Annotated in this window: 13 protein-coding genes; 5 read left to right on the top strand and 8 right to left on the bottom strand. The window is 52.1% G+C overall.

Going from position 1 to position 25,828, the window contains the following annotated elements:
- Positions 1-361: 361 nt before the first annotated feature.
- The 3 genes from CWM47_RS40030 to CWM47_RS06130 all read right to left on the bottom strand — a co-directional run bounded on the left by CWM47_RS40030 (position 362) and on the right by CWM47_RS06130 (position 4,894).
- On the bottom strand, positions 362-469 hold the full coding sequence (locus tag CWM47_RS40030; protein ID WP_317046739.1) for a hypothetical protein: 108 nt from the start codon (positions 467-469) through the stop codon (positions 362-364).
- Positions 470-615: 146 nt separating this feature from the next.
- Positions 616-2,124 (bottom strand): DUF1501 domain-containing protein, encoded by a 1,509-nt coding sequence (locus CWM47_RS06135; protein WP_100987146.1) that lies wholly within the window; start codon positions 2,122-2,124, stop codon positions 616-618.
- 1 nt (position 2,125) lies between these two features.
- Positions 2,126-4,894, bottom strand: a complete 2,769-nt coding sequence (locus tag CWM47_RS06130) for a DUF1553 domain-containing protein (RefSeq protein ID WP_100987145.1) — start codon at positions 4,892-4,894, stop codon at positions 2,126-2,128.
- Between the two features lie 1,045 nt (positions 4,895-5,939).
- Here CWM47_RS06130 and CWM47_RS06125 point away from each other — a divergent pair.
- Positions 5,940-6,755 (top strand): FkbM family methyltransferase, encoded by an 816-nt coding sequence (locus CWM47_RS06125; protein WP_100987144.1) that lies wholly within the window; start codon positions 5,940-5,942, stop codon positions 6,753-6,755.
- 554 nt (positions 6,756-7,309) lie between these two features.
- On the opposite strand, the gene CWM47_RS38030 is transcribed toward CWM47_RS06125, so the two are convergent.
- The 4 genes from CWM47_RS38030 to CWM47_RS06110 all read right to left on the bottom strand — a co-directional run bounded on the left by CWM47_RS38030 (position 7,310) and on the right by CWM47_RS06110 (position 15,816).
- Positions 7,310-7,474, bottom strand: coding sequence for a hypothetical protein (locus CWM47_RS38030; RefSeq protein WP_157815910.1), 165 nt, complete (start codon positions 7,472-7,474; stop codon positions 7,310-7,312).
- 70 nt (positions 7,475-7,544) lie between these two features.
- Positions 7,545-10,892, bottom strand: a complete 3,348-nt coding sequence (locus CWM47_RS06120) for a VCBS repeat-containing protein (RefSeq protein WP_100987143.1) — start codon at positions 10,890-10,892, stop codon at positions 7,545-7,547.
- A gap of 265 nt (positions 10,893-11,157) precedes the next feature.
- Positions 11,158-12,726, bottom strand: coding sequence for a RagB/SusD family nutrient uptake outer membrane protein (locus CWM47_RS06115; protein ID WP_100987142.1), 1,569 nt, complete (start codon positions 12,724-12,726; stop codon positions 11,158-11,160).
- Between the two features lie 30 nt (positions 12,727-12,756).
- The gene (locus CWM47_RS06110; protein ID WP_100987141.1) at positions 12,757-15,816 is read right to left on the bottom strand and encodes a SusC/RagA family TonB-linked outer membrane protein; all 3,060 of its coding nucleotides are present in this window, start codon (positions 15,814-15,816) and stop codon (positions 12,757-12,759) included.
- Positions 15,817-16,158: 342 nt separating this feature from the next.
- Between CWM47_RS06110 and CWM47_RS06105 the strand changes: the two genes are divergently transcribed.
- The 4 genes from CWM47_RS06105 to CWM47_RS06090 all read left to right on the top strand — a co-directional run bounded on the left by CWM47_RS06105 (position 16,159) and on the right by CWM47_RS06090 (position 24,779).
- Positions 16,159-17,499, top strand: coding sequence for a sugar porter family MFS transporter (locus CWM47_RS06105; RefSeq protein WP_100987140.1), 1,341 nt, complete (start codon positions 16,159-16,161; stop codon positions 17,497-17,499).
- Positions 17,500-17,815: 316 nt separating this feature from the next.
- Positions 17,816-20,587, top strand: a complete 2,772-nt coding sequence (locus CWM47_RS06100) for a sugar-binding domain-containing protein (protein WP_100987139.1) — start codon at positions 17,816-17,818, stop codon at positions 20,585-20,587.
- A gap of 8 nt (positions 20,588-20,595) precedes the next feature.
- Positions 20,596-21,315, top strand: coding sequence for an SGNH/GDSL hydrolase family protein (locus CWM47_RS06095; RefSeq protein WP_100987138.1), 720 nt, complete (start codon positions 20,596-20,598; stop codon positions 21,313-21,315).
- Between the two features lie 107 nt (positions 21,316-21,422).
- Positions 21,423-24,779 (top strand): DUF5107 domain-containing protein, encoded by a 3,357-nt coding sequence (locus CWM47_RS06090; protein ID WP_100987137.1) that lies wholly within the window; start codon positions 21,423-21,425, stop codon positions 24,777-24,779.
- Positions 24,780-24,800: 21 nt separating this feature from the next.
- Here CWM47_RS06090 and CWM47_RS06085 read toward each other — a convergent pair whose 3' ends face one another.
- The gene (locus CWM47_RS06085) at positions 24,801-25,682 is read right to left on the bottom strand and encodes an AraC family transcriptional regulator (protein WP_100987136.1); all 882 of its coding nucleotides are present in this window, start codon (positions 25,680-25,682) and stop codon (positions 24,801-24,803) included.
- Positions 25,683-25,828 lie beyond the last annotated feature (146 nt).

The following is a 25,828-nucleotide window of genomic DNA, read 5'->3' as shown; positions in this document are numbered from 1 at the left end:
TTTTCCATTCGTTGGCCGAGTTCTGCCATTTTCCGGGCTACGCTATTCCACAGTAGGCTGGCCAAAACGTACCAATGTCGGCAGCCCCCCATTTATTGTCTTTTTAAAGGCCCATTTTATAAAGTAATGTCCTTCACTACTCAAACTTTATTTTCTTCCTTCCAAGCTAAATATAGATACACCATTGCTCGGCTTACGTGAAACAGCTGACCAATCTCTAACATTGTATGTGTCTTGAGGGCATATATGGATTTGACGGCCTGTGCCTTTGCCTGGGCCTCAACAGTGAGTCCCTTTGGTCGGCCACCTATTCGTCCCCTGGCACGAGCTGCCGCTAGAACCGCTTTGGTACGCTCCCGGATCATATCACGCCGGGTGGCCGACGGCCAGCCGCTGCTGTGCCATCGAACTCGGCCAGCGACGCAAATAAGTTAAACACTAAGCGGCCTTGCGCGGTGGTGGTATCGATGGCATCATTCAGACTGCGGAAGCCAATGCCTTTTCAAGCGTGTCCCGTCCTAAAAAAAGTTGACACTGCTTTGGTCTGGGAGTAATAGTTGGCAACGCAGTTAAGCCAATACCTTCATGAACTACTAGCTATATCATACCATCCTATTAAGCAAGAATAGGTTTTATTACTTTCCCGGCCACGTCGGTTAATCGGAATGGGCGGCCCTGAAACTGGTAGGTCAGCTTTTCATGGTCGAAGCCCAGCAGATGCAGGATGGTGGCCTGAAGGTCGTGAACGTGGACCTGGTCTTTCACACCGTAGTAGCCAATGTCGTCCGTTTCGCCGAAAGAGAATCCCTTCTTAACACCCCCTCCTGCCATCCAGACCGTAAAGGCATCCAGATGATGGTCACGGCCCATAAACGGCAGCGTCTGACCATCGCGGTTCTCCTGCATGGGAGTCCGACCAAATTCGCCACCCCATACCACCAGTGTATCATCCAGTAAACCACGCTGTTTCAAGTCTTTGAGCAAAGCCGCTACAGCCTGGTCCGACTGGCGGCACTTGTCGTGAAGACCCACATCGATGGACCCATCGGCACTGGTGCCGTGCGTATCCCAGCCCCAGTCGAAGAGTTGAACGAACCGAACACCACGCTCCACCAGCCGCCGGGCCAGCAGACAGTTGCGGGCAAATGACCCTTTGTTTGGGTCAACGCCATACATATCGAGCATGTATTGTGGTTCGCTTTTGATGTCCATCGAATCCGGCACCGACATCTGCATTCGATAGGCCAGTTCGTACTGGGCAATCCGGGTGAGTATTTCCGGATCTTTTACATCGTTGTATTGCTGCTGATTAATGGCCGATATGGCTTCGATCGTTTTACCCCGCAGACTTCTGGGCATACCCGCCGGATCGGACGCGTACAGAACCGGGTCGCCATCAGTGCGGCATTGCACACCCTGATACACGGATGGCAGAAAACCGCTCCCCCATACGGATTTACCGGCATCCGGTTGCTTACCGCCTGATGCAAGCACGATGTAACCCGGCAAATTGTCATTCTCGGAACCAAGGCCATACGTTACCCAGGAACCAATACTCGGTCTACCCAGCCGGGCCGAACCCGTATGCATCAGCAACTGCGCGGGGGCATGGTTGAACTGATCGGTGTGCATGGCTTTCAGGAACGTGATATCATCAACCACCCCCTGCAAATGGGGCAGATAATCGGATACCCACGCCCCCGACTGACCGTGCTGGGCAAACTTCCCCTGCGGTCCCAGCATCTTGGGAACGCCCCGGATAAACGCAAACTTTTTGCCCGTCAGTAATTCCTGCGGGCAGTCTTTACCATTGTATTTGACCAGTTCGGGCTTGTAGTCGAACAGTTCAAGCTGCGAGGGCGACCCCGCCATGTGAATATAAATTACCCGTTTGGCCTTACCCGAAAATTGTGCCGACCGCACCGCCATCGGCGATTCGTCGGGGCTGCTGATTACAGGTACCTGCCCGGCTTTTTTATCGGCTGTCTTATCGGCAAAACCGCAACTTTCCAGAAAAGACCCCAGGGCCATGGCACCGAGCCCGGTGGAACAGGTATGCAGGAAATGCCGGCGCGTTTCGCGTTGGAGGGCGGCCTGCTGAAGTTCGTCGAGTAGCTTTTTCATCTTATTCTTTCGTGATTGTCTCGTCCAGGTTAAGCAGGGTGTTGGCCGTAACGGTCAGCGCGGCCAGTTGTGGCGTGGCGTCAATACCAGCCAGAAACGTTCGGGTATCGGCCGGATGCTGTTTGTAATACATTGCCGACTGCTGGTATAATTTCAGAAGCACGGCCATTTTCTGCGGAGACGCATCCCGCTGGGTAACCTGCCGAAAACCAGCCTTTATCTGTTGCTCCGGGGTTTTGCCGCGCTGCTGCATCAGCGTTGCCAGCGACTGAGCCGACTCTATGAATACCGGGTCGTTCAACGTAACCAGCGCCTGCAAGGGCGTGTTGGTCCGGATGCGTCGTACCTGACAAAACTCCCGGCTGGGGCTGTCGAAGGTTGTCATGGACGGGTAGGGAGCCGTCCGTTTCCAGTAGGTGTAAATGGCCCGGCGATGCTGGTCCTCCCCGTCACTCGGTTTCCAGCTTTCGCCATTGTAGGGCGATTGCCAGATGCCGTCCGGCTGCACGGGTTTCACGCTGGGGCCAAACCGTTTGTAACTCAACAGCCCACTCACCGCCAATGCCTGATCGCGTACCTGCTCGGCCGTCAGCCGAACGCGGGGTCCACGCGCCAGCCAGGTATTGAACGGATCTCTGGCGACCAGTTCGGCAGAAGCCACCGATTGCTGACGATAGGTAGCGGAGGTTACGATACGCTTCAGCAAGCGTTTCATCGACCAATGGTCGGTATCCATGAACTCAGCCGCCAGGTAGTCCAGTAATTCCCGATGAGTGGGCTGAATCCCCTGCGTACCCATGTCTTCCACCGTTTCGACCAGTCCCGTACCGAAGAGCTGTTCCCACAATCGGTTAACGGCTACCCGCGCCGTCAGGGGATGCTCGCGCTGCACCATCCACCGGGCAAGACCCAGTCGGTTACGAACCGGCTTTCCGGTTGAATCGGTGGGCAGGGGCGGCAATGATTTTGGCACATCCGGCTGCACCTGTTTCCCTTTCACCAGCCAGTTTCCCCGCTCGAAAATGTGCGTTTTCCGGTCCAGATCACCCGTAGCTTCTACCAGCACGGGAGTCGATTCTGGTTTCGCGTTCAAAACAGCCTGGAGTTTCGCGTCCATATCGCCCAGCGTCGTCGCCGGTGTTCCCGGCAGAGCAGGGCGGAATGAGACCCATTTTATGACAACCCAGTCTTTTGGTTGCCTTGGGTTAGCCAGTGTCAGGTAGATGGAATGGCTGCCGGTAAGCTGAGGCAGGGCATAAATCATGACCGTATCTTTCCCCTGACTGCCCGTATTCGGCACGGGTATGGTCAGCAGAGACGGTCCGGTGGGGCTATCCTGATGCATCGTCAGCACGGCTCCCTTCGACTGGGTGCCAATCGCCATGATAAAGCGGTTGATGCCGGTCAGGTTAATGGGCTTAATTCGGGCTGAGCCACCATCCTGCACCCCAAAGTACTTGGCATCCAGCAGCGATGCGTTCACGTACTGGTCAAAATCATGCGAGTTGATTTTAGGCTCGGTAAGCCGAACAAAATTGACCCACTCCTGCAGTTGTTTCGGCTGGGTATGGTGCGTTGTTAACCACGTTTTGAGGGTTGCCACGTGAACGGAGTCCTGATCTTTAAAGAAACGAAGAGTGGGTGTGTCTGTCGTTACGTCTTCGTCGCGGGTGTTGTTGAAAAAGGCGAGGTATTTATAATATTCGTCGTGCGTAAACGGGTCATACGGATGGCTGTGGCATTGTACGCAGGAAAAGGTAGTACCCTGAAACACATCCCAGGTCGTATTTACCCGGTCGATAACGGCAGCCGTGCGAAACTCTTCGTCCTGCGTGCCGCCCTCGTCATTCGTCATGGTGTTACGGTGAAAACCAGTGGCGATCAAATCCGCATCCGTCCGGTTCGGGAGCAGATCACCCGCCAGTTGCTCTACCACAAATTGATTGTAGGGTTTATCCTGGTTGAAGGCGTTGATAACCCAGTCGCGGTACCGCCATATTTTCCGCTCGGTATCTTTTTCGTACCCTTTCGAGTCAGCGTATCGGGCCAGGTCGAGCCAGAGAGCGGTCCAGCGTTCCCCGTAGGTGGGTGAAGCCAGCAAACGATCCACTACTTTCTCGTAGGCATCGGGTGATTTATCCTTAGTAAACCCAGCCATTTCCTGCTCCGTTGGGGGTAGTCCCGTCAGGTCGAGTGAGACGCGCCGGAGCAGGGTAGCCCGGTCGGCTTCTGGCGACGGCAGTAAGGCTTGCGCCTTCATTTTCTGGAGCGTAAAATGGTCAATGTCATTTCTGGCCCAGTCCAGTTCGGCGTTGTCACGCAGGCCCAGGCGGCTCCAGAACGTACCAATGACGGGCACGTCAGGCTTCTCGATGCGCGTATAGGCCCAATGGTCACCCCAGTCGGCTCCCTGATCGATCCACTTCCGAAGCAGGGCGATATCGTCTGGTTTGAGGGGAGCGGCTTCCAGCGGCATGCGTTCGGTATGGTCCTCCAGCGTGAGCCGACGAATCATCTCGCTGGCATCCGCATCGCCGGGGATAATAGCCGGTTTCCCCGACTTTGTGGGTGCAACGGCTTCATGCCGGAACAACACCGAAAAGCCCCCTGCTTTCTTGACCCCGCCGTGGCAGGCAATGCAGTTTTTATTCAGGAGTGGTTTAACCTGCGTGTTGAAATCGACTCGCTCCCCAAACAGACCGAAAAAAGAGGATAGCACAAATACCCCCCCAATTCCTATTCCAATAAAGACGACCGATTTTATGTTCATACGCTGAGAGATATTGACTTAGCACAAATTTAAGCCATTATAGTCCTACCCGGAATGGAGCAAATTTTGCTTTTCATGGACATTCTTATGATTCGAAACGCTGCCGTGTGCATTTGCCGTTTTGCATAAAAAGCCGTCCCTTGACTTAAGGAAATTCGTGTAACAGAAATCAAGCGTTTAGTGAGAATAAATTAAGGGGACTCCTTTTGCACTTTTCTTAGTAGGGCTTCATGAGATATGTGTCTGTTGCAAAAGTCGGTACACGTCTGGACTACCCGGCTCAACGTATAGTTTTCGAAGTAAAGTTTGGCTGCGTAGTATTCATATATTGAACCAACCGAACCGCTTTTCGACTTTTGCAACAGCCACATATCTTATGTTAATGAACTATTCCTAGATCAACCACCTTATAGAAGCCCTAAAAACAGGCCGGATTGTAACTTACAGAGGGGAGAGAATGGGTCGGTACTATGTTAATGAAATATTGCTAGATTGAGCTCGCCCACTACGAGTAAAGGACCATTAAAAATAGCCTTAGGGTTAACATAACCTTTGATTATACAACGGCTTTGGACTATTTATTGCGGACGATAGAAGTTAGAGAGGCCGCAATCGATCAACCTATTTCTTGTTGAGAACTAACCGACTTCGGCTTCCCTCAATTCATCATCGGGGTAGTTAACACATTCAGGGTATATCCGCCACATGGAATCCATAATAGTCTAATAATCTGGCAGTTATGCAGATCTAACTACCCATCCTATGGACCTGTTTAGCCATTTTTGCCAAATAGATTAAAAACGGCTCATTTTCAACTTCCAAGAGCTACATTTCGCAACATGTTTGCCTTAACCTACCATCTGATTCCTGATTCGCGACCGCTTACTAAAAAGTAGGTAGTCCTTGATGGATGATGATTCTATTGTACTATCTTAACACTACCCGAAAAGATATGCCTGCTTGGACCGTTTATTCAGAACATCCGTGCAAATCAATTGAAGACAGTAGAACACTTTAGCAGAAACATCTCGAAATATCCAATACAATGAATATTTATAGCAATAAAATAATCAGTAAGATTATTTGGAAACTATTTATAAATAAACCAAAATTTAGACTTTGGCTGACTAAATTACTTATTCGTGACAAAAACGCATATATTGAAATTGCTGGCTCAAAGATATATGCAAATACAATAACCGAAATAGGGTATGTCAGAGCAGCTAAGAATGCCAACAGTAACATTGTTTTTAGGGATGAAATAGCTTCAATTATTAACATTGCCCTAATTATTTCTCCTCAAGATACATTTATTGATATAGGGGCAAACGTAGGACTATATTCCAGTATAATCAGTAGATTACAATATGTCTATCCTAACATAAAGTTCTATGCTTTCGAAGCAAATCCCGAAACAGGTGAGAAGTTGAAAAGGACTTTACTGGACAAGAACGCAAATATTGAGATTCTGGGCCTGTCTGACAGTGAGAAAGTAATACCGTTTGCAAAGGGAGCCGTTTCAGGTGTTTTCGGAGCTTTGATAAATGCTTCTCATAATCAAAATTCAAACTGGATTGTCAACATTTCCACTCGGCGATTAGATTCTTTTGCGTTAGATGGACATTCCATGATACTGAAGATCGATGTGGAGGGGCATGAGTGGGAAGTCTTACAGGGTGCAAGTAAGTTTTTCGACGAGACTAGGATAAAAGCGATTTACTTAGATGGATATGATGATGAACGAGTACCTTCATTTCTCAGCGACTATGGGTTTGTTGCTTTCGATGGTCGTTCAATGTCAAATGCTCCAACTCAGTACCACAGTGTGTTATATATTAATGAGAAATGGCTAGCTAAATAGTGTCAGATAGTCAGATTTATCGGTGTACCGAACTTATGGGACACCTTAAATAAAGCTAAGGCCTAAAGCGTCGCAGGCACTGCTTTAAGCCTTAGCTTTACATAACATCAGTGGCTGTTGCAAAAGTCGGTACACGTCTGGACTACCCGGCTCAACGTATAGTTTTCGAAGTAAAGTTTGGCTGCGTAGTACTCATATATTGAACCAACCGAACCGCTTTTCGACCTTTGCAACAGCCACTGCCATTATGTTTACTAACACCCAAAAGTACCAGTAAAAGTGGTCAATGTGCAATACATAAATTTATACCTGTCACTGAAAATTTGCACTTCGACACATATAGGTTTTAGGCTTGGGGCCAGTGAATGGGAAATTTCGTTGTAATTTTCCCTTTCCTATATCATCTATACCTGATCTAAAAAAACGCCCGTTTGTCTGAGATAATCTGTTTATGCTGATAATGATTTTCCTAGAAAATGGCTGTTGTCTTAAATTGCTGTCTCGTTAATCGACGTCTCATTTTCAGTTACTGGTTGATTTCGTGATACTTACAATCATTGCTCATCAACTTGCTTGCTATCAAGTGATTGATTTTCCGGGCCTGCGACGGCGTGCTGTCCCGGTGCCGTATGAAACGGCAAATGCCCTGCTGTCGTCTCACGCACATTTCCTTGATAAAAGACTAGTAATCCCGTTAAAGTGACAGGCAGGGTGAGCATAAAAAAAGACTGACAGGAAACCTGAAACAGCCTTTTTACAACCAACCTATAGTAAATATCTAGTGTCTGTTCATTGTTCCTTTTGCCGCCGGAATAACCGCAACGGTGCCTTGTTAGCCGACACCACATAGAGCGATTGTGTTTTATTGATCAATCGGACAACGCTTTTACAATCGCCATCAGCCAGAAAACCACTTTTCGGAAAAAGTACTGACTGGAACCGCCCCCGCCCGTCGCCCCGTAGCAGCAGACCCGTCATGGCGTCGTACTGCCCGGCTATCGACTCCGTATCGTAGGCATTGCCAACGGCCAGCACATCCAGATTACCGTCCCGGTCAACATCATCGACCAGTAACGCCTGAATGGGTGCCCACTGCGCGGGCATTGGCAGGGGTTTCAGCCGAAACGTACCATTCCCTGTGTTTTCAAGAAGAATACTTTGCTGTATGCAGGCCCTCAGCATGGTGCTGGACTTCTGCTGCTCCGGCGACAGTAAGTCCGTGAGTTTGGCTTTGGCATAGAGCGCGTAATTCGTGAACTGTTTCTTGATGCCCGGCCACTGCCGCCCCAGTTCGTCGCGGGAGGCTATGGGGTATTCCTGACCCTGCAAATAATAGGTCGAGATGGCATCCAGCCGCCCGTTGCCATCGAAATCACCCGCGTAGACACGCATGGGCTGTGTGGCCGAAACCCGGTAGCGACTGTTCATGCCGAGGTTACCCAGCACAAAATCGGGATCGCCGTCATGGTCGAAATCACCCGCCCGAATGCAGTTCCAGAACCCTTCTGAACCAGTTAGCGACGGGCTTGTCGACGGTTCCAGATGCCCCCGATCGTTCCTGAAAACAGTGATTGGCATCAGTTCGCCCACCACCACAAGGTCGGGCCACGAATCCCGGTCAATGTCGGCCCAGACCGCATCGGTCACCATTCCCGCCGATTTCAGGCCTGGAGCCAGCGCGTCGGTGGCTTCGCGAAAACGCCCGCCTTCGTTGATGAGCAGGCTGCTTTCGCCGGATAGCGGGTAGGACAACGCCCGAAGCCGCCCCCCTCGAAATAGATCAAGGTCACCATCTTTGTCAACATCAGCCGCAACGATGCACGAACCACTGTGCCGAATGGGGGGCAGGCGGTCCGTAGCGTTGGTGAATGTGCCGCTGCCGTTGTTAAGGTAAAGTCGGTCCTGGTAGTAAACAGAGCCATCATAATACTCATTGGAACCGCTCACAATGTAAAGGTCCTTGTCACCATCGGCATCGGCATCAAATAACAACGCACCCACGTCTTCCTCGTCTTTTGGCTGAGACTCATCGGTGTAGGCTTTTTCGATAAACCGTCCTGCCGACGTCTGGAGCATTATTTTCCCGTAATGCCGGAACGAGCCACCCACAAACAGGTCTTCGAGTCCATCGCCATTTACGTCGCCAGCGGCCAGTTTCGGGCCCTGCTGCGAGAGTTTATGAGGCAGCAACGGCTCCTGATTATAGTCCAGATACGACTCTTCCTGATGCGTAAAGTTCAGGCCCGAAACACCCGTTACATCAGTCAGTAACGTAGGCAATGGTTGTTTCGGCTGTTCCGGAATTGGGCGTGCCTGAGTATGTTCCAGCGTCAATAGCCGGTCGATGGGTGGGTTCGCCAGTGTCTGCGCCTTACCATCGGGCCACACCACCCGCACGGAATCAACACGGTTGGCCAGCCCCAGCCCGGCGTGAATAATATAATCGCCCGACGACTGATAGCCGCGCGTAACGGCCTGATGATAGGTTTGCGTAAGCCCCCGGCTGTACACCGTCACGTCGGCTCCCAGTCCGAACGGATTCAGAGCCGGTCCCCGTAGTTTTAGCTGGAGGTAATGCGTGTTGGCGGTGTTATTCTGAAGAATGTAGGCCGGTTGATTGATGTTATTCACCACCAGATCAAGGTCGCCATCGCGGTCAAGGTCGGCGTAGGCGGCTCCGTTGGAAAGGGAAGGTTCAGTCCCGAACCAGGTTGCCGTAACGTCGTCGAAGGTGAGATCGTGATGATTCCGGAAGAAGCGGTTTGGCTTATTGATGGAGGGCATTTTGGTTGCGCCCTGTCGCAGATACCGGTTCATTTCGTCCGGGTTGCGGCTCCCTTTCTGTGCCATGTTATCGTTAAATGAAACGAAATCCAGATCGGTAATGTCGCGCAGGTAGCCGTTGGTAATGAACAGATCGCGCCAGCCATCATTGTCCAGGTCGGCAAGCAACGGCGACCAGCTCCAGTCGGTGGCCGACACCCCTGCCAACTGCCCGATCTCGGAGAAAACCATGCGTCCGTCGGGCGCTTTACCCCCGTTTACCTGGAGCATATTCCGCATGAACTGCGGGTGGTAGCCCTGCCTGAGAATAGATTCAAACTGCTGATAGTTAGCCGGGCCCGCCATTTTCTTACGCTGCTCGTTATCGGGTGGCAGCATGTCGGCCACAACGAGGTCCGTCAAGCCGTCGTTGTTGATATCGGCGGCATCACAGCCCATTGAAAACTGACTGTGGTGCTTGAAATAGCGTTTACCGACTTCACTAAACGACGGTTCACCGGCGTGGGTATTGCGATTGTTGAGGTACAGAAAATCATTCGCCAGGAAATCATTCGCTACATAAATGTCCTCCCAGCCGTCCTGATTAAAGTCCGCCACGGTCAGCCCCAGGCCAAACCCATCGTGCAGAATCCCGGCAGACGTTGTTACGTCGGTAAAATGGTGACCGCTGGCATCGGAGTCGTTGCGAAAAAGTTTGTCATTGGCCAGTCCGGAGCCGTCGGCAATGACGGGGGTTACCTGGTTCGGGTTTCGGATCAGGTTCGTACTGGTCAGCAAATAAACGTCAAGGTCGCCATCGTGGTCATAATCCAGAAAAGCCGCCTGATTCGTATACGTTGTGTCGGCCAGCCCATACTGTTCGGCCTGTTCGTCGAAACGGGGTGATTCTCCGGCCTTACTGCCTTTGTTGATATACAGTTGATTTTTTCGCCGGTTACCGGGGTAGTTACCTGATTTGCAGACGTAGATATCCAGTAATCCGTCGGCATTGACATCGGCCATCGTTACCCCCGTCGACCAGCCTGCTTTCCGGATACCCGCCGTTTGGGTGATGTCTTTGAACTGCGGATGCCCTGAGCCGGGCTTCGTGATGTTCAGGTACAGCCGGTCGCCAACCTGGTTACCGGTGAAGTACAAATCGGGGAGATCGTCGTTATTGATATCGCCCACAGCCACGCCCCCACCGTTGTAGACATAGTAATAATCGACAAGGTTGACGGTGTCGTTTTCGGTAACGATATTCTGGAAATCAACGCCCGATTCACTTGAAGAAAGCGTCGTAAACAGCGTATCTGGTTTCCGCGAACAAGCCATTAAACTACAAAGGAACCAGACCGCTGCTACGTATTTCATGAAGGAGAGTTATCGAAGCTGTTTAAACTTTTATTTTTAAAGTGGAATTAGGTGGTTTTGTCATGGCTCCGGCCACCCGGCCCGAGGAACGAGGGATCTTCGGAAGTAGTGTTTTTTGTTCTTACCGAAGATCCCTCGTTCCTCGGGCCGGGTGGCCGGAGCCATGACAAAACCACTTATTGCCAACTCATTTGAGAAAGTTTAAACACGTCCATCACTAAAAAAGGGCCATAGATAGCCCTTTTTTGATTTTATCATCTACCATTTACTGCCATTCTTTATTCTGGGTTACATTGGTATTACCCTGCATTTCTTTCAGCGGCAGGGGTAGCACATAGTCCCGCGCTTTGAGGGTTCGGCCCGCTTTGTATTTAGTAATGTAGTTGTTGATGTGGTTGCCCAGATAATCCGGCGTACCCCCAGGTTTGCTCTTCCGGCGTAACTCCGGATACATTACCTGCTCGAACACGAACTCCTGCTCGCGCTCCTGGATGATGGCATCGCGCAGGGCCGACTGACTCAGTCCGCTCAGAGCCGCTAATCCCGCACGGGCACGTACCTTGTTGATACCCATAAACTTATCGCCCTGTCCACTTTCGTTACAGGCTTCGGAGTGGCCCAGCAACACATCGGCCAGGCGTAGGTAAATGGTATTCCGCTCGGTGTTGGTCCAGTTGGTACCCAGTTCGACAAGTTTACCAGCCCAGGCTTTACCAAAAATCATCTGGGATGGGTCGCGGGGGTTAGCATCCGACTTGACAATACCACCGAAACGCGATAGGTTGAAATCTGCTTTCGGACTCCATTTCACCATCGGATAGGCTCCGTCTATTTTACCAAACCGCCCCGTAGGATACGTCTCGATAAAGGTGCCGTCAATTCGCTTGTCCTTGGCATCATACGATGCCCGGAACTCCTGCGTGGCACTCAGCCAGCTCCAGCCCGCTCCACCCAGTTCGCTCGGGTAATCTTCCGGGTTAAAGTGCGCCGAATGTACATCATATTCGTTGGCGTTGGCTGCTGCCGATACCTGGGCTTCAAATAGACGCTCACCCTGGTTTTCGTGCGCCAGGTCGAAGTTGTGGGCGAAGTTTTCAAATAGCTGAACACCGCTGTTGTTGACGATGTCTTCGGCGGTGGTTTTGGCATCGGCCCATTTCTCGTCCCACAACTGCGCCTTCATCAGAAGCGTTTTGGCGGCCCATTTCGTAGCCCGACCCAAATCGGCACCTGTATAGGAAGCGGGTAATACTTCGGCAGCCGCTTTGGCATCGGCATAGATCTGGTCGATTACAGCCCCTTTGCCACCCGCGTTGGTGGGTAGTTCGCTAATCCCTTTTGTCGATTTGATGGTGAGGGGCGGGTTGTCGAAGTAACTCAGCAAGCCATAGTAATAGAAAGCCCGCAGGAACTGCGCTTCCCCTTTCAGACGCTTCACCAGCGCATCGTTCGTCGGGTCTTTCAGCGCGTCGGCGGTTTCGATTACGGCGTTGGCCCGGTTGATGGACCGATAGCTGATAGACCAGTAGGCTTCGATGTACTCATCTGCCGAGCTGACGTTGCCGAGGTTGTATTGTAACGGCCCTTTTTCCCAGCCAATCTGGTCGCCGGTGAGACACTCGAACACATAACGATCGTAGAAGTAGCCGGAGAAGCCGGAGTTCAGGTCGTCATATACGCCGTTGACTCCTAACTGGAGTTCCTTTGCCGATTTATAGAACGTGTCCGGATTGATAAAGTCCGGGTTCTCTTTGAGGTCCGAGCAACCGGCGCCAGCAGCCATCAGGGCCACCAGCAACGGGTAAGCGATTCGGGGAGATAGGTTGATTTTCATGCTGAACGTTGTCTTAGAAGATTCTGAGGATTATAAGCCAAGATTTACACCGAATGTCAGCATCCGGGCGCGGGGGTAGGCATCGTAGTCGTCGCCCCGGTTCAGGTTGTTCTGACCCTGATTGTTCACTTCCGGATCGAAGCCTTTGTACTTCGTGATCAGGAACAGATTCTGACCACTGACGTAGACACGGGCACTACGAATGAACTTCGTTCTGAGTGGTACAGTGTAGCCCAGCACCACGTTCTGCAACCGAACGAACGAGCCATCCTGAATGAAGAACGACGACCGGCGGAAGGAGATAAAGTCCCGGCGACCATCAATAACGGGGCGGCTGGCACCCGTGTTGGTAGGCGTCCATGAATCGGTCAGGATGTTAGCGATCTGGTTGATTTTCTGCACACCATCACCCATTTCGGACTGTTGCAGGTTACGCACCTGATTGCCATGCACCCCCCGGAAGAAAATCGTGAAATCGAAGTTGCTGAACTTCACCGTAGAATTCAGCCCCCACGTAAACTTCGGGTTCGGGTTGCCAATAGTCTGGTAATCATCGGACGTGTACTTACCATCGCCGTTCACGTCTTCGTACTTTGGATAACCCGCGAGGGCCGCATAGCTTTTGGCTTCTTCGTCCGTCTGGAAGAGGCCCGTGTATTTGTAGCCTTTCCACACGCCAATGGGGTTGCCTGCTTCTACCCAGCTACCGAAAACACCGAGGTGACCGCTCGTACTGTTGGCAAAGAATGGCGTGCTCTGTCCCAGGCTGGTGATTTCATTGCGCAGCACAGAAATGTTACCGCTCACATCCCAAGTCAATACCTTGTTGCTGATCACCTTGTAATTGGTCGAAAACTCAATCCCTTTGTTAGTCAGCGATCCGGAATTGAGCAGGATGGTGCTGAAGCCGGTACTTTGTGGAATCGACACATCGAGCAGTAAATCGCTGGTTTTGTTGCTGAACACGTCGAAGGTCATGGAGAGCCGGTTATTCAGCAAGGCCAGATCCAGACCAAGATCCAGCATAGCGGTGCTTTCCCATTTGAGATCGGGATTTGCAATCCGGTCGGGGCCATAGCCCGCCACTAAGTTGCTGCCCAACACATAGTTGTACGGCACCAGACCGCCCACCGACCGGTACACCGGAATCTGCGAGTTACCCGTCAGGCCGTAGCTGGCCCGGAACTTGAAATCGTTGAACACCTTACCCAGGCCCGAATTCTGGAAGAAACTCTCGTTGACAACCCGCCACCCGATGGCTCCGGACGGGAACGTAGCCCACTTGTTGTTCGGCCCGAACTTGGACGACCCATCGCGCCGGAACGTGAACGTGAGCAGATACCGGTCGTTGAGGTTGTAATTTACCCGACCCAGCATGGATTGCAGCGTCCAGTCCTGCCGACCCGAAAACGGAATCTGGGGCTTGCTCCCGTTTTGCAGGTTTACCGACAGCGCATCATCGGAGGGTAGTCCACGCGTTGCCACCGAGTTATACAGGTTGCTCTCTTTCTGATAGGTATAGCCCAGCGTAACGTCGATGGTATGGCCCGGTGCAAGCTGTTTGTTGTAGCTCAGGATGTTTTCGTTCAGCAGGCTGGTTACGTTCCGGTTCGCTTTCTCCAGCTGCCGGTCATACTGCCGGCCGAGGTACGTAGAGCTGTTATAGAATGTAGTCCGTTCGGCACTCAGCACATCTGCCCCGATGCTGGTCCTGAATTTAAGGCCGTCCATAATTTTAAATGTGACAGCGGTGGTACCAAACAACCGGTTAAGGTTATCTCTGTCGTAGCCCTCCTGCGCTTCGGCCAGTGGGTTGGTATTGAACCGCTGATCGTAGCTGGGATACGTATAGTTACCGTTCGCATCGTAGATCGGTACCGTTGGGTCAAGGCCGAGGGCCGTGATGATAATACCCCCCGGACCGCCCCGATCCGTAGGGACATTGCTGTTTCCCGTCCGGTTATACGACCAGCTATTGCTCAGCGTAGCCCGGCCGTTCAGAAAATCATTGTCGAGATTGAGCCGGAAACCGTATCGTTTGAAAAACGTATTCGTGATAACGCCCTTATTCGCTACGTAGTTACCGACCACGGCATAGCGCATGGATTTGTTTCCGCCCGTAAACGAAAGCTGGTGGTTAGACAGGCCACCCGTGCGCGAAATAGCATCCATCCAGTTCGTGCCCTGCCCGATTTGACTGATTTGGGCATCGGTGAAGCGCGGGCTTCCGCCCTGACTTTTTTCCAGAATATTCAGGTAGCGGGCGTAGTCGGCCCCGTTCAGCACGTCGATATTGCGGGCAATGGTTTGGGTAGAATAAGACCCTTCATAATCGACCCGGCTCTGGCCTTCCTTACCGCGCTTGGTGGTGATCAGCACAACACCGTTGGCGCCCCGCGAGCCGTAAATAGACGTAGCTGAGGCATCCTTTAAAATTTCGATACTTTCAATTTCATTTGGGTTGATGGTCGCCATGGCGTTGGTCGGCTGGCGGTTGCCCCCGGTGCCAATAGCGCCATTATCGGGATAAAGCGGAAAGCCGTCAATAACGTACAGGGGCTCGCTACCGCTGTTTATGGAGTTGGCCCCGCGCACCCGGATGGATATTCCCCCGCCCGGCGCGGCCGAACTCTGCGTTACCTGTACGCCTGCTGCCCGTGACTGAATAGCCTGATCGACAGAAACCACCGGCATCTCCTTGATGGCGTCGGCTTTGATGGTCGATACCGACCCGGTCAAATCACTTTTCTTGACAGTACCGTAGCCCACAACCACAATCTCTTCCAGGCTCCGGGTGTCAGGGGTGAGTTTGATCAGGAAGTCTGTTTTGCTGCCCACCACCGTTTCCTGACTGATATACCCTACATAGCTGAATACCAGCGTCTCGTTAGCGGCTGCATTGAGTTTAAATGTTCCTGCAGCATCCGTAGTTGTTCCGCGGGTGCTGCCTTTTATCGACACCGTTACGCCGGGAATACCTTCGTTCTGCTCACTGTTTACCCGTCCCGAAATAGGGGTTTGGGCGAGCGCAGTGAGGGTTGACATGGCCAGCAAGCAGATTAGTTGCAAGCATCGTAAAGCGTTTTGCATATCGTTAAGAGGGGTTGTTTATATATGATTAGATTGAGATAAAATAAGAATCGACTAATTTCCTTGTACTGATAAAATACAAAGTTTTAGAAGGTAAAGCCTATTTTTCACAAAGTTGACAGACTTATGTCACTTATTCAATGGAGAGAATCTTGATAATAATGGATAATTTAATGATTTTTTAACCGTCTGATCCGATCTGTCTGGCAATGATCTGTCAGTACTTTAACGAACCTGTTTATTTCATCATTTCGTCCAACTTTTCCGTAAGAATAACTATGTATAGGCGCGTCACGAACTGATATTTTTGCAACTCTATAACCGAATAGTTAAAAATCAATAATGGAAAACTCCCGCGTCAGTACGAATTATTCTTTGGGCATTTCCTTTATCTCAGCGTTGGGCGGCTACCTCTTCGGGTTCGACTTTGCTGTGATTGCCGGGGCATTGCCATTGCTGCGGGAGGTGTTCGGCCTAACGGCCTGGTGGGAGGGTTTTTTGACGGGAACGCTGGCCCTGGGCTGTATGGCGGGATGCGTCATAGCGGGCCGACTTGCTGACCGGTACGGCCGCCGACCGGCCCTGATGGTAGCAGCCGGTATCTTTGCCGTATCGTCGGTCGGGATGGCCCTGTCCGGTTCGCTGACGACGTTTATGGTAGCCCGATTCGTGGCAGGTATTGGCGTGGGAATGGCCTCTATGCTGAGTCCGATGTACATTGCCGAGGTGTCGCCCGCCGAGATCCGGGGGCGAAATGTGGCCATTAACCAACTGACCATTGTCATTGGCATTCTGATTACCAATCTGGTTAACTATGGTCTGGCCAACAACGGTCCCGATGCCTGGCGATTGATGTTCGGTCTGGGAGCTGTGCCGTCACTTTTATTCCTGTTCGGTGTCGTCTGGTTGCCCGAAAGCCCCCGCTGGCTGATTCAGCACGGAATGGTTGAACAGGGAACGGCCATTCTGCAACGCATTGGCGGTCCTGTTTTTGCCGAAAAGACAGTGGCCGACGTTCACCTTTCGGCCGAAAACAAGGCAAAAGTAGCCCTGTCAGAATTACTGGCACCGGGCATACGGTCGGCGGTTTTCGTGGGTATCGGACTAGCGGTGTTTCAGCAGTTGTGCGGTATCAATGTCGTGTTCAATTACACATCTACTATTTTTGAGACCGTTGGGGCCAACCTGGACCGGCAACTGTTCGAGACGGTCGCAATTGGTGTTGTCAATTTACTGTTCACAGTGGTAGCGATGTGGCAGGTCGATAAGCTGGGCCGTAAGCCGTTGATGCTGTTTGGGGCCATTGGTCTCAGCATTCTCTACGTCGTTATTGCGACGCTGCTGCAAACCGGAGCGTCGGCAGGATTATTATCCATCTTTGTGCTGTTGGCCATTGCTACCTACGCCACCTCGCTGGCACCCGTAACCTGGGTACTTATTTCCGAAATCTTCCCGAACCGGGTGCGGGGGCTGGCTTCGTCGGTTGCGATTCTGGCGCTATGGGGGTCGTATTTCATCCTCGTCTTCACCTTCCCTATCCTCGCCGAGACGCTTGGTACGTATGGACCGTTCTGGCTATACGCCGGTATTTGCCTGATCGGGTTCGTGTTCGTTCTCCGCAACGTACGCGAAACGAAGGGCAAGACGCTGGAAGAAATGGAAGAAGTTTTCATGCCGCACTAACCTTTTTTATCATTCCGATAAGGGAGGAATCGGCACTTTATCTTACTAATATGTCAAACCTGTTTAAACTTTTCAGAATGGCCGAGAAAAGAGCGTTTTTGTCATTCCGACGATAGGAGGAATCTTGAAATTGCCTATCAGGAGAGTTCAAGATTCCTCCTATCATCGGAATGACAAAAAACCACATAATCCGACTCGGGAAATAAGAGTTTAAACAGCTTCATCAATAAGATTAAGACGTTTCACTCTTTGGAAAGATAAAAAACATATAATCATATAGTAGACTCCTGTATTTATCCTGACTCTTTCATCACCTATGCGCCAGACTATTCTCTTGTTTATTAGCCTTATCGTCCTGCCCGTATTCGCCTTTGCCCAGGACGAACTGTCGCTGGCAGGTGAGTGGGATGTGGCTTTTGACACAAACCTGGACGGCGGGGCGCATCGCTGGCTGAACAATAATTATCCCTACAGGATGACTCTTCCCGGCACAACAGATGAAGCCGGCCTGGGCGATTCCCTCACAATGAAACCATCGCTCGACCGCGAAGCCTTGTATCAACTGGCCCGTAAACATCGCTATATCGGTACGGTCTGGTACCGGCGTACCGTAAACATTCCAGCCAACTGGCAGGGTAAACAAATTGAGCTTATGCTGGAACGGGTGCTCTGGCAAAGCCGGGTGTATGTAGATGGAAACGAAGCAAATCTGCAACAGCAGGAAAGCCTGACCACGCCCCACCGATACAACCTGACGAGCCTGCTGACGCCGGGTACACACACCCTCCTACTACGCGTGAACAACAAGCGGCAGTACGAAATCAGTCATAATACGCTGGCTCACGCCTATACCGACGGAACGCAGACGATCTGGAACGGAGCCATCGGAAAACTTGCTCTCATCGCCCGCGAACCGGTTTTTATCAGTCACCTCCGCACCGAAACGACGAAGACAAACACGGTTAATGTGCAGGTTGAGTTACAAAATAAAACGGGCAAGGCAACTTCCGGCATGTTGCAGTTAACAGCGCGTGTGAACGGGAAAGACCTGCCCGCAGCCAGGCAAACGATACGGGTGGATTCCGGGCAGCAACGGGTAGACATGGCGTATGATCTGGGCCGAAACATACAGCTTTGGGATGAATTTTCGCCTTCGATCTATCACCTGACGGCCGAATTTGTAGCGGATAATGCCAAAACAAAAAGTTCGTATAAAACCACGTTCGGCGTTCGGCAACTGACCAGCGAGAAAAGTTTGCTTCACATCAACGGTCGCCGGTTGTTTCTGCGGGGCACCCTCGAATGCGCTATTTTTCCGCTCACGGGTCACCCGCCTACCGATCGCGCGGGTTGGGAAAAAGTAGTTGGAACGGCCCGTCAATACGGCCTGAACCATATCCGGTTCCACTCGTGGTGTCCACCCGAAGCGGCTTTCGACGTAGCCGATTCGCTGGGTTTTTATTTGCAGATCGAACTGCCTTTATGGAGTTTGCAGGTGGGCGAAGACCCGAAAGCCGACCAGTTCATTCGACATGAAGCGGCCCGTATGAGCCGGGAATACGGCAATCATCCGTCGTTCTGCTTCTGGTCGATGGGAAACGAACTGGAAGGGCGCTTCAGCTTCCTGACCGATCTGATGACGCACCTTCAGCAGACCGACAAACGCCACCTGTACACCACAACCTCGTACTCGTTTCAGCCGCCCCACGGAAATTGGCCCGAACCCGCCGACGACTACTTCATCACGCAACAGACAAAGTTGGGTTGGGTGCGCGGACAGGGCGTTTTCAACCAGCAATCGCCAGCCTTTACCGATGACTACTCGGCCTCCATAGTGGGCATGCCCGTACCGCTCGTGACGCACGAAGTAGGGCAGTATGCCGTGTTTCCCAACATGGCCGAAATCAGTAAATACACAGGCGTGCTGGAACCCATCAGCCTGATTTCGATTCGCAACGACCTGCAAAAAAAGGGACTGCTACCGCTAGCCGACAAGTACCTGAAAGCGAGCGGAAAACTGGCGGCTATTTTGTACAAGGAAGAACTGGAACGGCTTCTGCGCACGCCGGGCGCAAGCGGCATTCAGTTGCTCGACCTGCACGATTTTCCGGGACAGGGTACGGCGGATATTGGCTTGCTCGATGCTTTCTGGGATAGCAAGGGTATCCTGACTGCTGAAGAATTCCGGCAGTTTTGTTCATCGGTGGTGCCGCTGGTACGCTTCCCCAAAGCGACCTATACCAACGCAGAGACGTTCGCGGCCACCGCCGAACTCGCCAACTTCGGCGCCGTTCCGTTACCGAACGTAACACCGGAATGGTCACTGCGGGACGAAACCGGAAAGCAACTGGCCGGTGGGAAACTCCCGAAAACGACGGTGCCGGTGGGAAACGGCAACTCACTCGGCAGCATCAACGCCAGCCTGTCGGGCATCAAAACCGCTAAACAACTCACGCTGACCCTGTCACTGCAGGGAACACCTTACAAAAACACCTGGCACGTCTGGGTATATCCCGCCAGCGTACCCGATGTTTCGGCGGATGTCGTCTTCACTCAATCGACCGACGAGGCCATGCAGGCATTGGCGCAGGGCAAAAAGGTGCTGCTTAACCCCGACTACAAGCAGATGACCGGGATGGAAGGCAAGTTTGTTCCTGTGTTCTGGAGTCCAGTTCACTTCCCGGCGCAGGCGATCACGATGGGCCTGCTATGCGACCCCACGCACCCGGCGCTACGCGGATTTCCAACCGATTTCCACACCGACTGGCAGTGGTGGGATCTATGCACCAAATCGACTACGATGATCTTGCCCGACAACAAACTAACACCCATCGTGCGACAGATCGACAACTTCGCCAACAATCGGTATCTGGCAAGCATCGTGGAAGCAAAGGTGGGCGACGGGCGGCTGATGCTCTGTAGTTTCGACATTAGCACCGACCTTGAAAACCGTCTGGTGGCCCGGCAACTGCGGTATAGTTTGCTGAACTACATGAATACGAAAGCATTTAGCCCAACGGGTGCGCTATCTGTTGACGAGGTTAAAGCTCTTACGGCAAAAAAGACGGAACAGGCCCTTAAAAACTAGATCATCTCATGAAGTCAACCTCCCAACTGGCGGCCGTTTTTTCCCTGCTTATGCTGCTGACGGCGTCCCGCCCGGTGTCATACGGTACAGCTGACCCAGCCACATTTTTGGCCGACATCAAAACGGAATTGACAAAAGAGTGGCCGAAAAACAGGTCGATCACGCTGTTGTTTCACGGCCACAGCGTTCCGGCCGGGTACTTCAAAACGCCGGTGGTTAACACGTTGGGTGCGTACCCGAATCAGTTGCTGAAACACCTGAAAGAACGGTATCCAACGGCTGTAATTAACGTACTGGTGACGGCCATTGGCGGAGAGCATTCCGAACAGGGAGCCGCCCGCTTTCAGACCGATGTGCTGCCGCATAAACCCGATGTCCTGTTTATCGACTACGCCCTCAACGACCGGGGAATTGGCGTAAAAAAGGCGCGACAATCGTGGCAGACAATGATTGAGCAGGCGCAGCAGGCGGGCATAAAAGTCATTCTGCTCACGCCCTCGCCCGATTTGAGCGTAGACATGAGCAAACCCGATAACGAACTGAATCAACACGCCAACCAGATTCGGCAACTGGCAGATATATACCAGACAGGCCTGGTTGACAGCTATCAGGCGTTCGACACCAAACGTCAGCAGGGCGACACCCTGAGCCGGTATATGGCGCAGGGCAATCACCCCAACGAAGCCGGGCACACGCTGATTGTAGATGAATTGATGAAGTGGTTTTAGGGAAAAGACTACGCTTAGGTACCCAAAACCAACTCAGGAAATAAACATGTAGCAGGGCGTGACCAATCCCGCCCACTTGACAAGATCCTTACTAAACACATCATACAATGACCTCACAGAAAGTTCGTGTCTGGGAAGAACCCGTAATCATCCCTACCTACGGCCTGGGAAAACCCGAAAAGAACCCGATGTTCCTGGAAAAAAGGGTGTATCAGGGGAGCAGTGGCGTGGTATACCCCAACGCTGTTATCGAGAAAATCAACGACCAGAAAGAAGACCAGACCTATCAGGCGGTTTACCTGGAAAACGAATACCTCAAGATCATGATTCTGCCGCAGCTGGGCGGGCGGGTTCAGATGGCGTTCGATAAAGTCAAAAATCGTCATTTTGTCTATTACAATCAGGTTATCAAACCCGCCCTTGTGGGGCTGACTGGCCCCTGGATTTCGGGTGGTATCGAGTTCAACTGGCCGCAGCACCACCGTCCAAGCACATTCGAGGCTGTCGATTTCACGATGGAAGAACACGCCGATGGGTCTAAAACGGTATGGGTGAGCGAAGTGGAGCGGATGTTTGGTACAAAAGGCATGGCCGGTTTCCGGCTCCACCCCGGCAAGGCTTACCTCGAAATTCAGGGCGTCCTCTATAACCGGACCGACGTTCCCCAAACGTTTCTGTGGTGGAGCAACCCGGCCCTGAAAGTGAACGACCACTATCAATCGGTGTTTCCGCCCGATGTGCACGCTGTTTTCGACCACGGTCGCCGGGACGTTTCGTCGTTTCCGATTGCGAAAGGCACCTACTACAAAGTCGATTATTCGCCGGGAACAGATATTTCGCGCTACAAGAATATTCAGGTACCCACATCCTACATGGCGGTCGAGTCGAAATACGATTTTGTGGGGGGGTATGAACACGACACCAAAGGGGGGCTGCTGCACGTGGCGAGTCACCACCTGTCGCCCGGCAAAAAGCAGTGGACGTGGGGCAACGGCGAATTTGGCTACGCCTGGGACCGCAATCTGACCGATGAAGACGGGCCGTACGTGGAGTTAATGACGGGCGTATTTACCGACAATCAGCCCGATTTTTCGTGGCTTATGCCTAATGAAGAACGCACCTTCGTGCAGTACTTTATGCCATACAGCGAAATTGGCATCGTCAAAAACGCAACGAAGGAAGCGGCTGTCAATCTGGAATTTACAGAAAACGAGGTTCAGATAAGCGTCTATACAACAGCCGCTTATCCGGGAGCCCTAGTACGGCTAACGGATGCGGACCAGGTCATTTTTGAGCAGCGTGTTGACCTCTCGCCAGCCCATCCGTTCATACATACTGTAGCCGTAACGATAAGCAGACAAGCCGCTGTTCGGGTGAGTGTGACCACCTCCGAAGGCGTTGAACTGGTAGCCTACCAGCCCGACGATAGCAGTGCTGAACCTACTATTCCGGAACCGGCTGTCGCAGCGAAAGCCCCGGCCGATGTCGAAACTAATGAGCAACTATTTCTAACGGGTCAGCACATCGAGCAGTATCGCCACGCGACTTATTCAGCGACGGATTACTACGAAGAAGCCCTGCGCCGGGATCCGAAAGACAGCCGTTGCAATAACGCGATGGGCCTGTGGTATCACAAACACGGGCAATTTGCCAAAGCCGAACCGTATTTCCGGGCGGCTATTCAAACGCTAACGGCCCGCAACCCGAACCCCTACGACGGCGGAGCGTATTACAATCTGGGCTTGTGCCTGACCAGGCTGGGCCGCTACGACGACGCGTTCGACGCGTTCTACAAAGCCACCTGGAATGCCGCCTGGCAGGATACCAGCTTTCTGGAACTTGCCCGGATTGCCACCCGTCGAAAGAACGACCAACAGGCCCTCGAACTGGTCGAGCGGTCGCTGGTACGCAACTGGCACGGTCACTCGGCCCGGCATCTGAAGGTGGCCCTGCTCCGCAAAACAGGCAACCTGGACGAAGCCCGGCGGCTCATCGACGATACCCTGGCCATCGATAAATTTCATTTCGGGTGTTTGTTCGAGCGGGTTCTCATTGAAGCGGATAAGGATAACGTTGCCGGGCCTGAAGCGCGTCAGGAGCTGAAGAAACTCATGCGGCACTATGTCCACAACTATCTGGCCTACGCTCTTGATTACAGCCGCGCCGGGTTGTATGACGAAGCGGCTCAATTACTGCTGGAACTGGTTGAATCGCAGTCGACGGTTTACCCGATCGTCTATTATTTTCTGGCTTATTTCTACGCTCAGTTGGGGCAAACCGACCAACGTGCGGCTTACCTCGAAAAAGCGACCGAAGCGAACCCGGATTTTGTATTTCCCAACCGGCTCGATGAACTGATTGTGTTGCAGTGGGCCGCTACGCAGACCGGCTACAACCACGCCCGCACACTTTATTACCTCGGCAATTTCTGGTACGGCAACCGGCAATATGCCGAAGCCATTGCCGCCTGGGAGCAATCGGCCCAATTGGACGATACGTTCCCCACGGTGTTCCGCAACCTGTCGCTGGCCTATCAGAACAAATTGTATCGCTCAGACGATGCGCTTCGGATGCTGGAAAAAGCCTTCGCGCTCGACACCACCGATGCACGGGTACTGATGGAACTGGACCAGTTGTATAAAAAACTGAACCACGCCCCCCACAACAGGCTCGCCTTACTCGAAAAGCACCTCACTGCCACTGAGCAGCGGGATGATTTATACCTCGAACGCATCACGCTCTATAACCAGTTGGGCCACTACCAGACCGCCCGGCAATTGCTGGCCGCCCGGCAGTTTCACCCGTGGGAAGGGGGCGAGGGCAAAGTAGTCGGGCAGTATTTGATTAGCCATATCGAACTGGCCAAACAGGCTCTACGAGCTGATAATCCGACGGAAGCCCTTGACCTGCTGACTGAGGCAGAAACCTATCCGGTTAATCTGGGCGAAGGGAAACTGTATGGCGTGCAGGAGAATGATATTTTTTACCTGAAAGGGCTGGCTCATGAAGCGCTGAACGACACAGCTACGGCAATCGCGTATTTTGAACGGGCTACGTTGGGCCTCGATGCGCCCGTACAAGCCATTTTCTATAACGACCAGCAACCCGACAAACTGGTTTATCAGGGGTTGGCCTGGAAAAAACTAAACGACCACGAACGGGCCGAACGGCTGTTCACGAAGCTGATCCAGTACGGCGAAGCACACCTGAACGACGAGATTAAACTCGATTATTTCGCCGTGTCGCTGCCCGACATGCTGGTTTTCGACACGGACCTCAACGAGCGCAACCGGATTCACTGCTATTACCTGATGGCCCTGGGCAACCTGGGTTTGGGTAATGAGCACACGAGTCAGGCTATCGCTTATTTTGATAAAGTGCTAACGATGGACATTAACCATCAGGGAGCCATCATTCACCGCAACATGGTCGATTTTCAACAGGCAAACTACCAGCATTCCTGACAGGGTCACTCCTGACCGGGTCTACACCTTTCTCAGCTTGCGAAAGTCGCGGGGGGAAACGCCCATTACATTCGTGAAGACCCGGCTGAAGTGGTACGGGTCTGCGTAGCCAATCTGGTAAGCCACTTCTTTGATACGTAACTGGGTGTTTTCAAGCAGCCGACAGGCTTCCTGAATTTTCAGGAACGTGAAAAAATTGATCGGCGCACTCTGTACCTTCTCGCGGAAAACAGCCGAGTAATGCGACGCCGACATACCCGCTATCTCCGCCAGTTCTTCCAGTTTGAGCGACTGGCGGAGGTTTTCTTTCATGAACGTGATGGTCTGGCTAATCGGATCGTTTTCTACCCTGTTGACTGTGTTTGGGTTGTATACGGCATTATTAAAGGTCGCTAGAAAACGGGCCAGACTACTGTTGGCATATACGATGCTGTCCATGTTGTACGACATCTCGACGTGCGAGAGGATGTCGTCGAAAAGCTGAAATCGCTCGGGCTGGGGAGAAACGGTTATGAGTAATTTGCCCGACTCCTGCAACAGAAAATCCAGGAAATGCTGCGACCGGGAACCCGTAAAGTGAAGCCAGTAAATAGTCCATGGATTTGTATCGTCCGTGCCATAGCGGTGTGCTACATTGGCCGGCAGGATAAACACCTGATTAGGTTTTACCGTATGTTTCTGATCATTCAGGTAATACCACCCTTCACCCTTGATACAATAGATAAGAATGTGCTGCTGGCTGCCCTTGCGCCGTTCCCGACTATGGAATGCCGCATGGGGATAATAGCCCATATCGGTGATATAGAGTGCTTCGCAAAGAGGATGTACCGCAATTTGTCGCGTCAGTTCCGCTGGCAATGCACAACTACGCTGCCCGGCAAAGCCTTCCTTTTTTTTGAGCATGTCCTAGTTTATCTAAATACCACAAACCCTGATGCTGTACGCAGTAAAAATCAGTATTGTCTGACAAAGTACGATTTCACAGCTTTATACCGACTCAATAGTGCGATCGACAGTGTGCAGCCAGCAATAAAACGCATTCCTGCATC

This window comes from Spirosoma pollinicola (assembly GCF_002831565.1).
Lineage (GTDB): Bacteria > Bacteroidota > Bacteroidia > Cytophagales > Spirosomataceae > Spirosoma > Spirosoma pollinicola.
The sequence above is the reverse complement of the archived record's forward strand: the minus strand, read 5'-3'. Positions and strand labels throughout refer to the sequence as shown.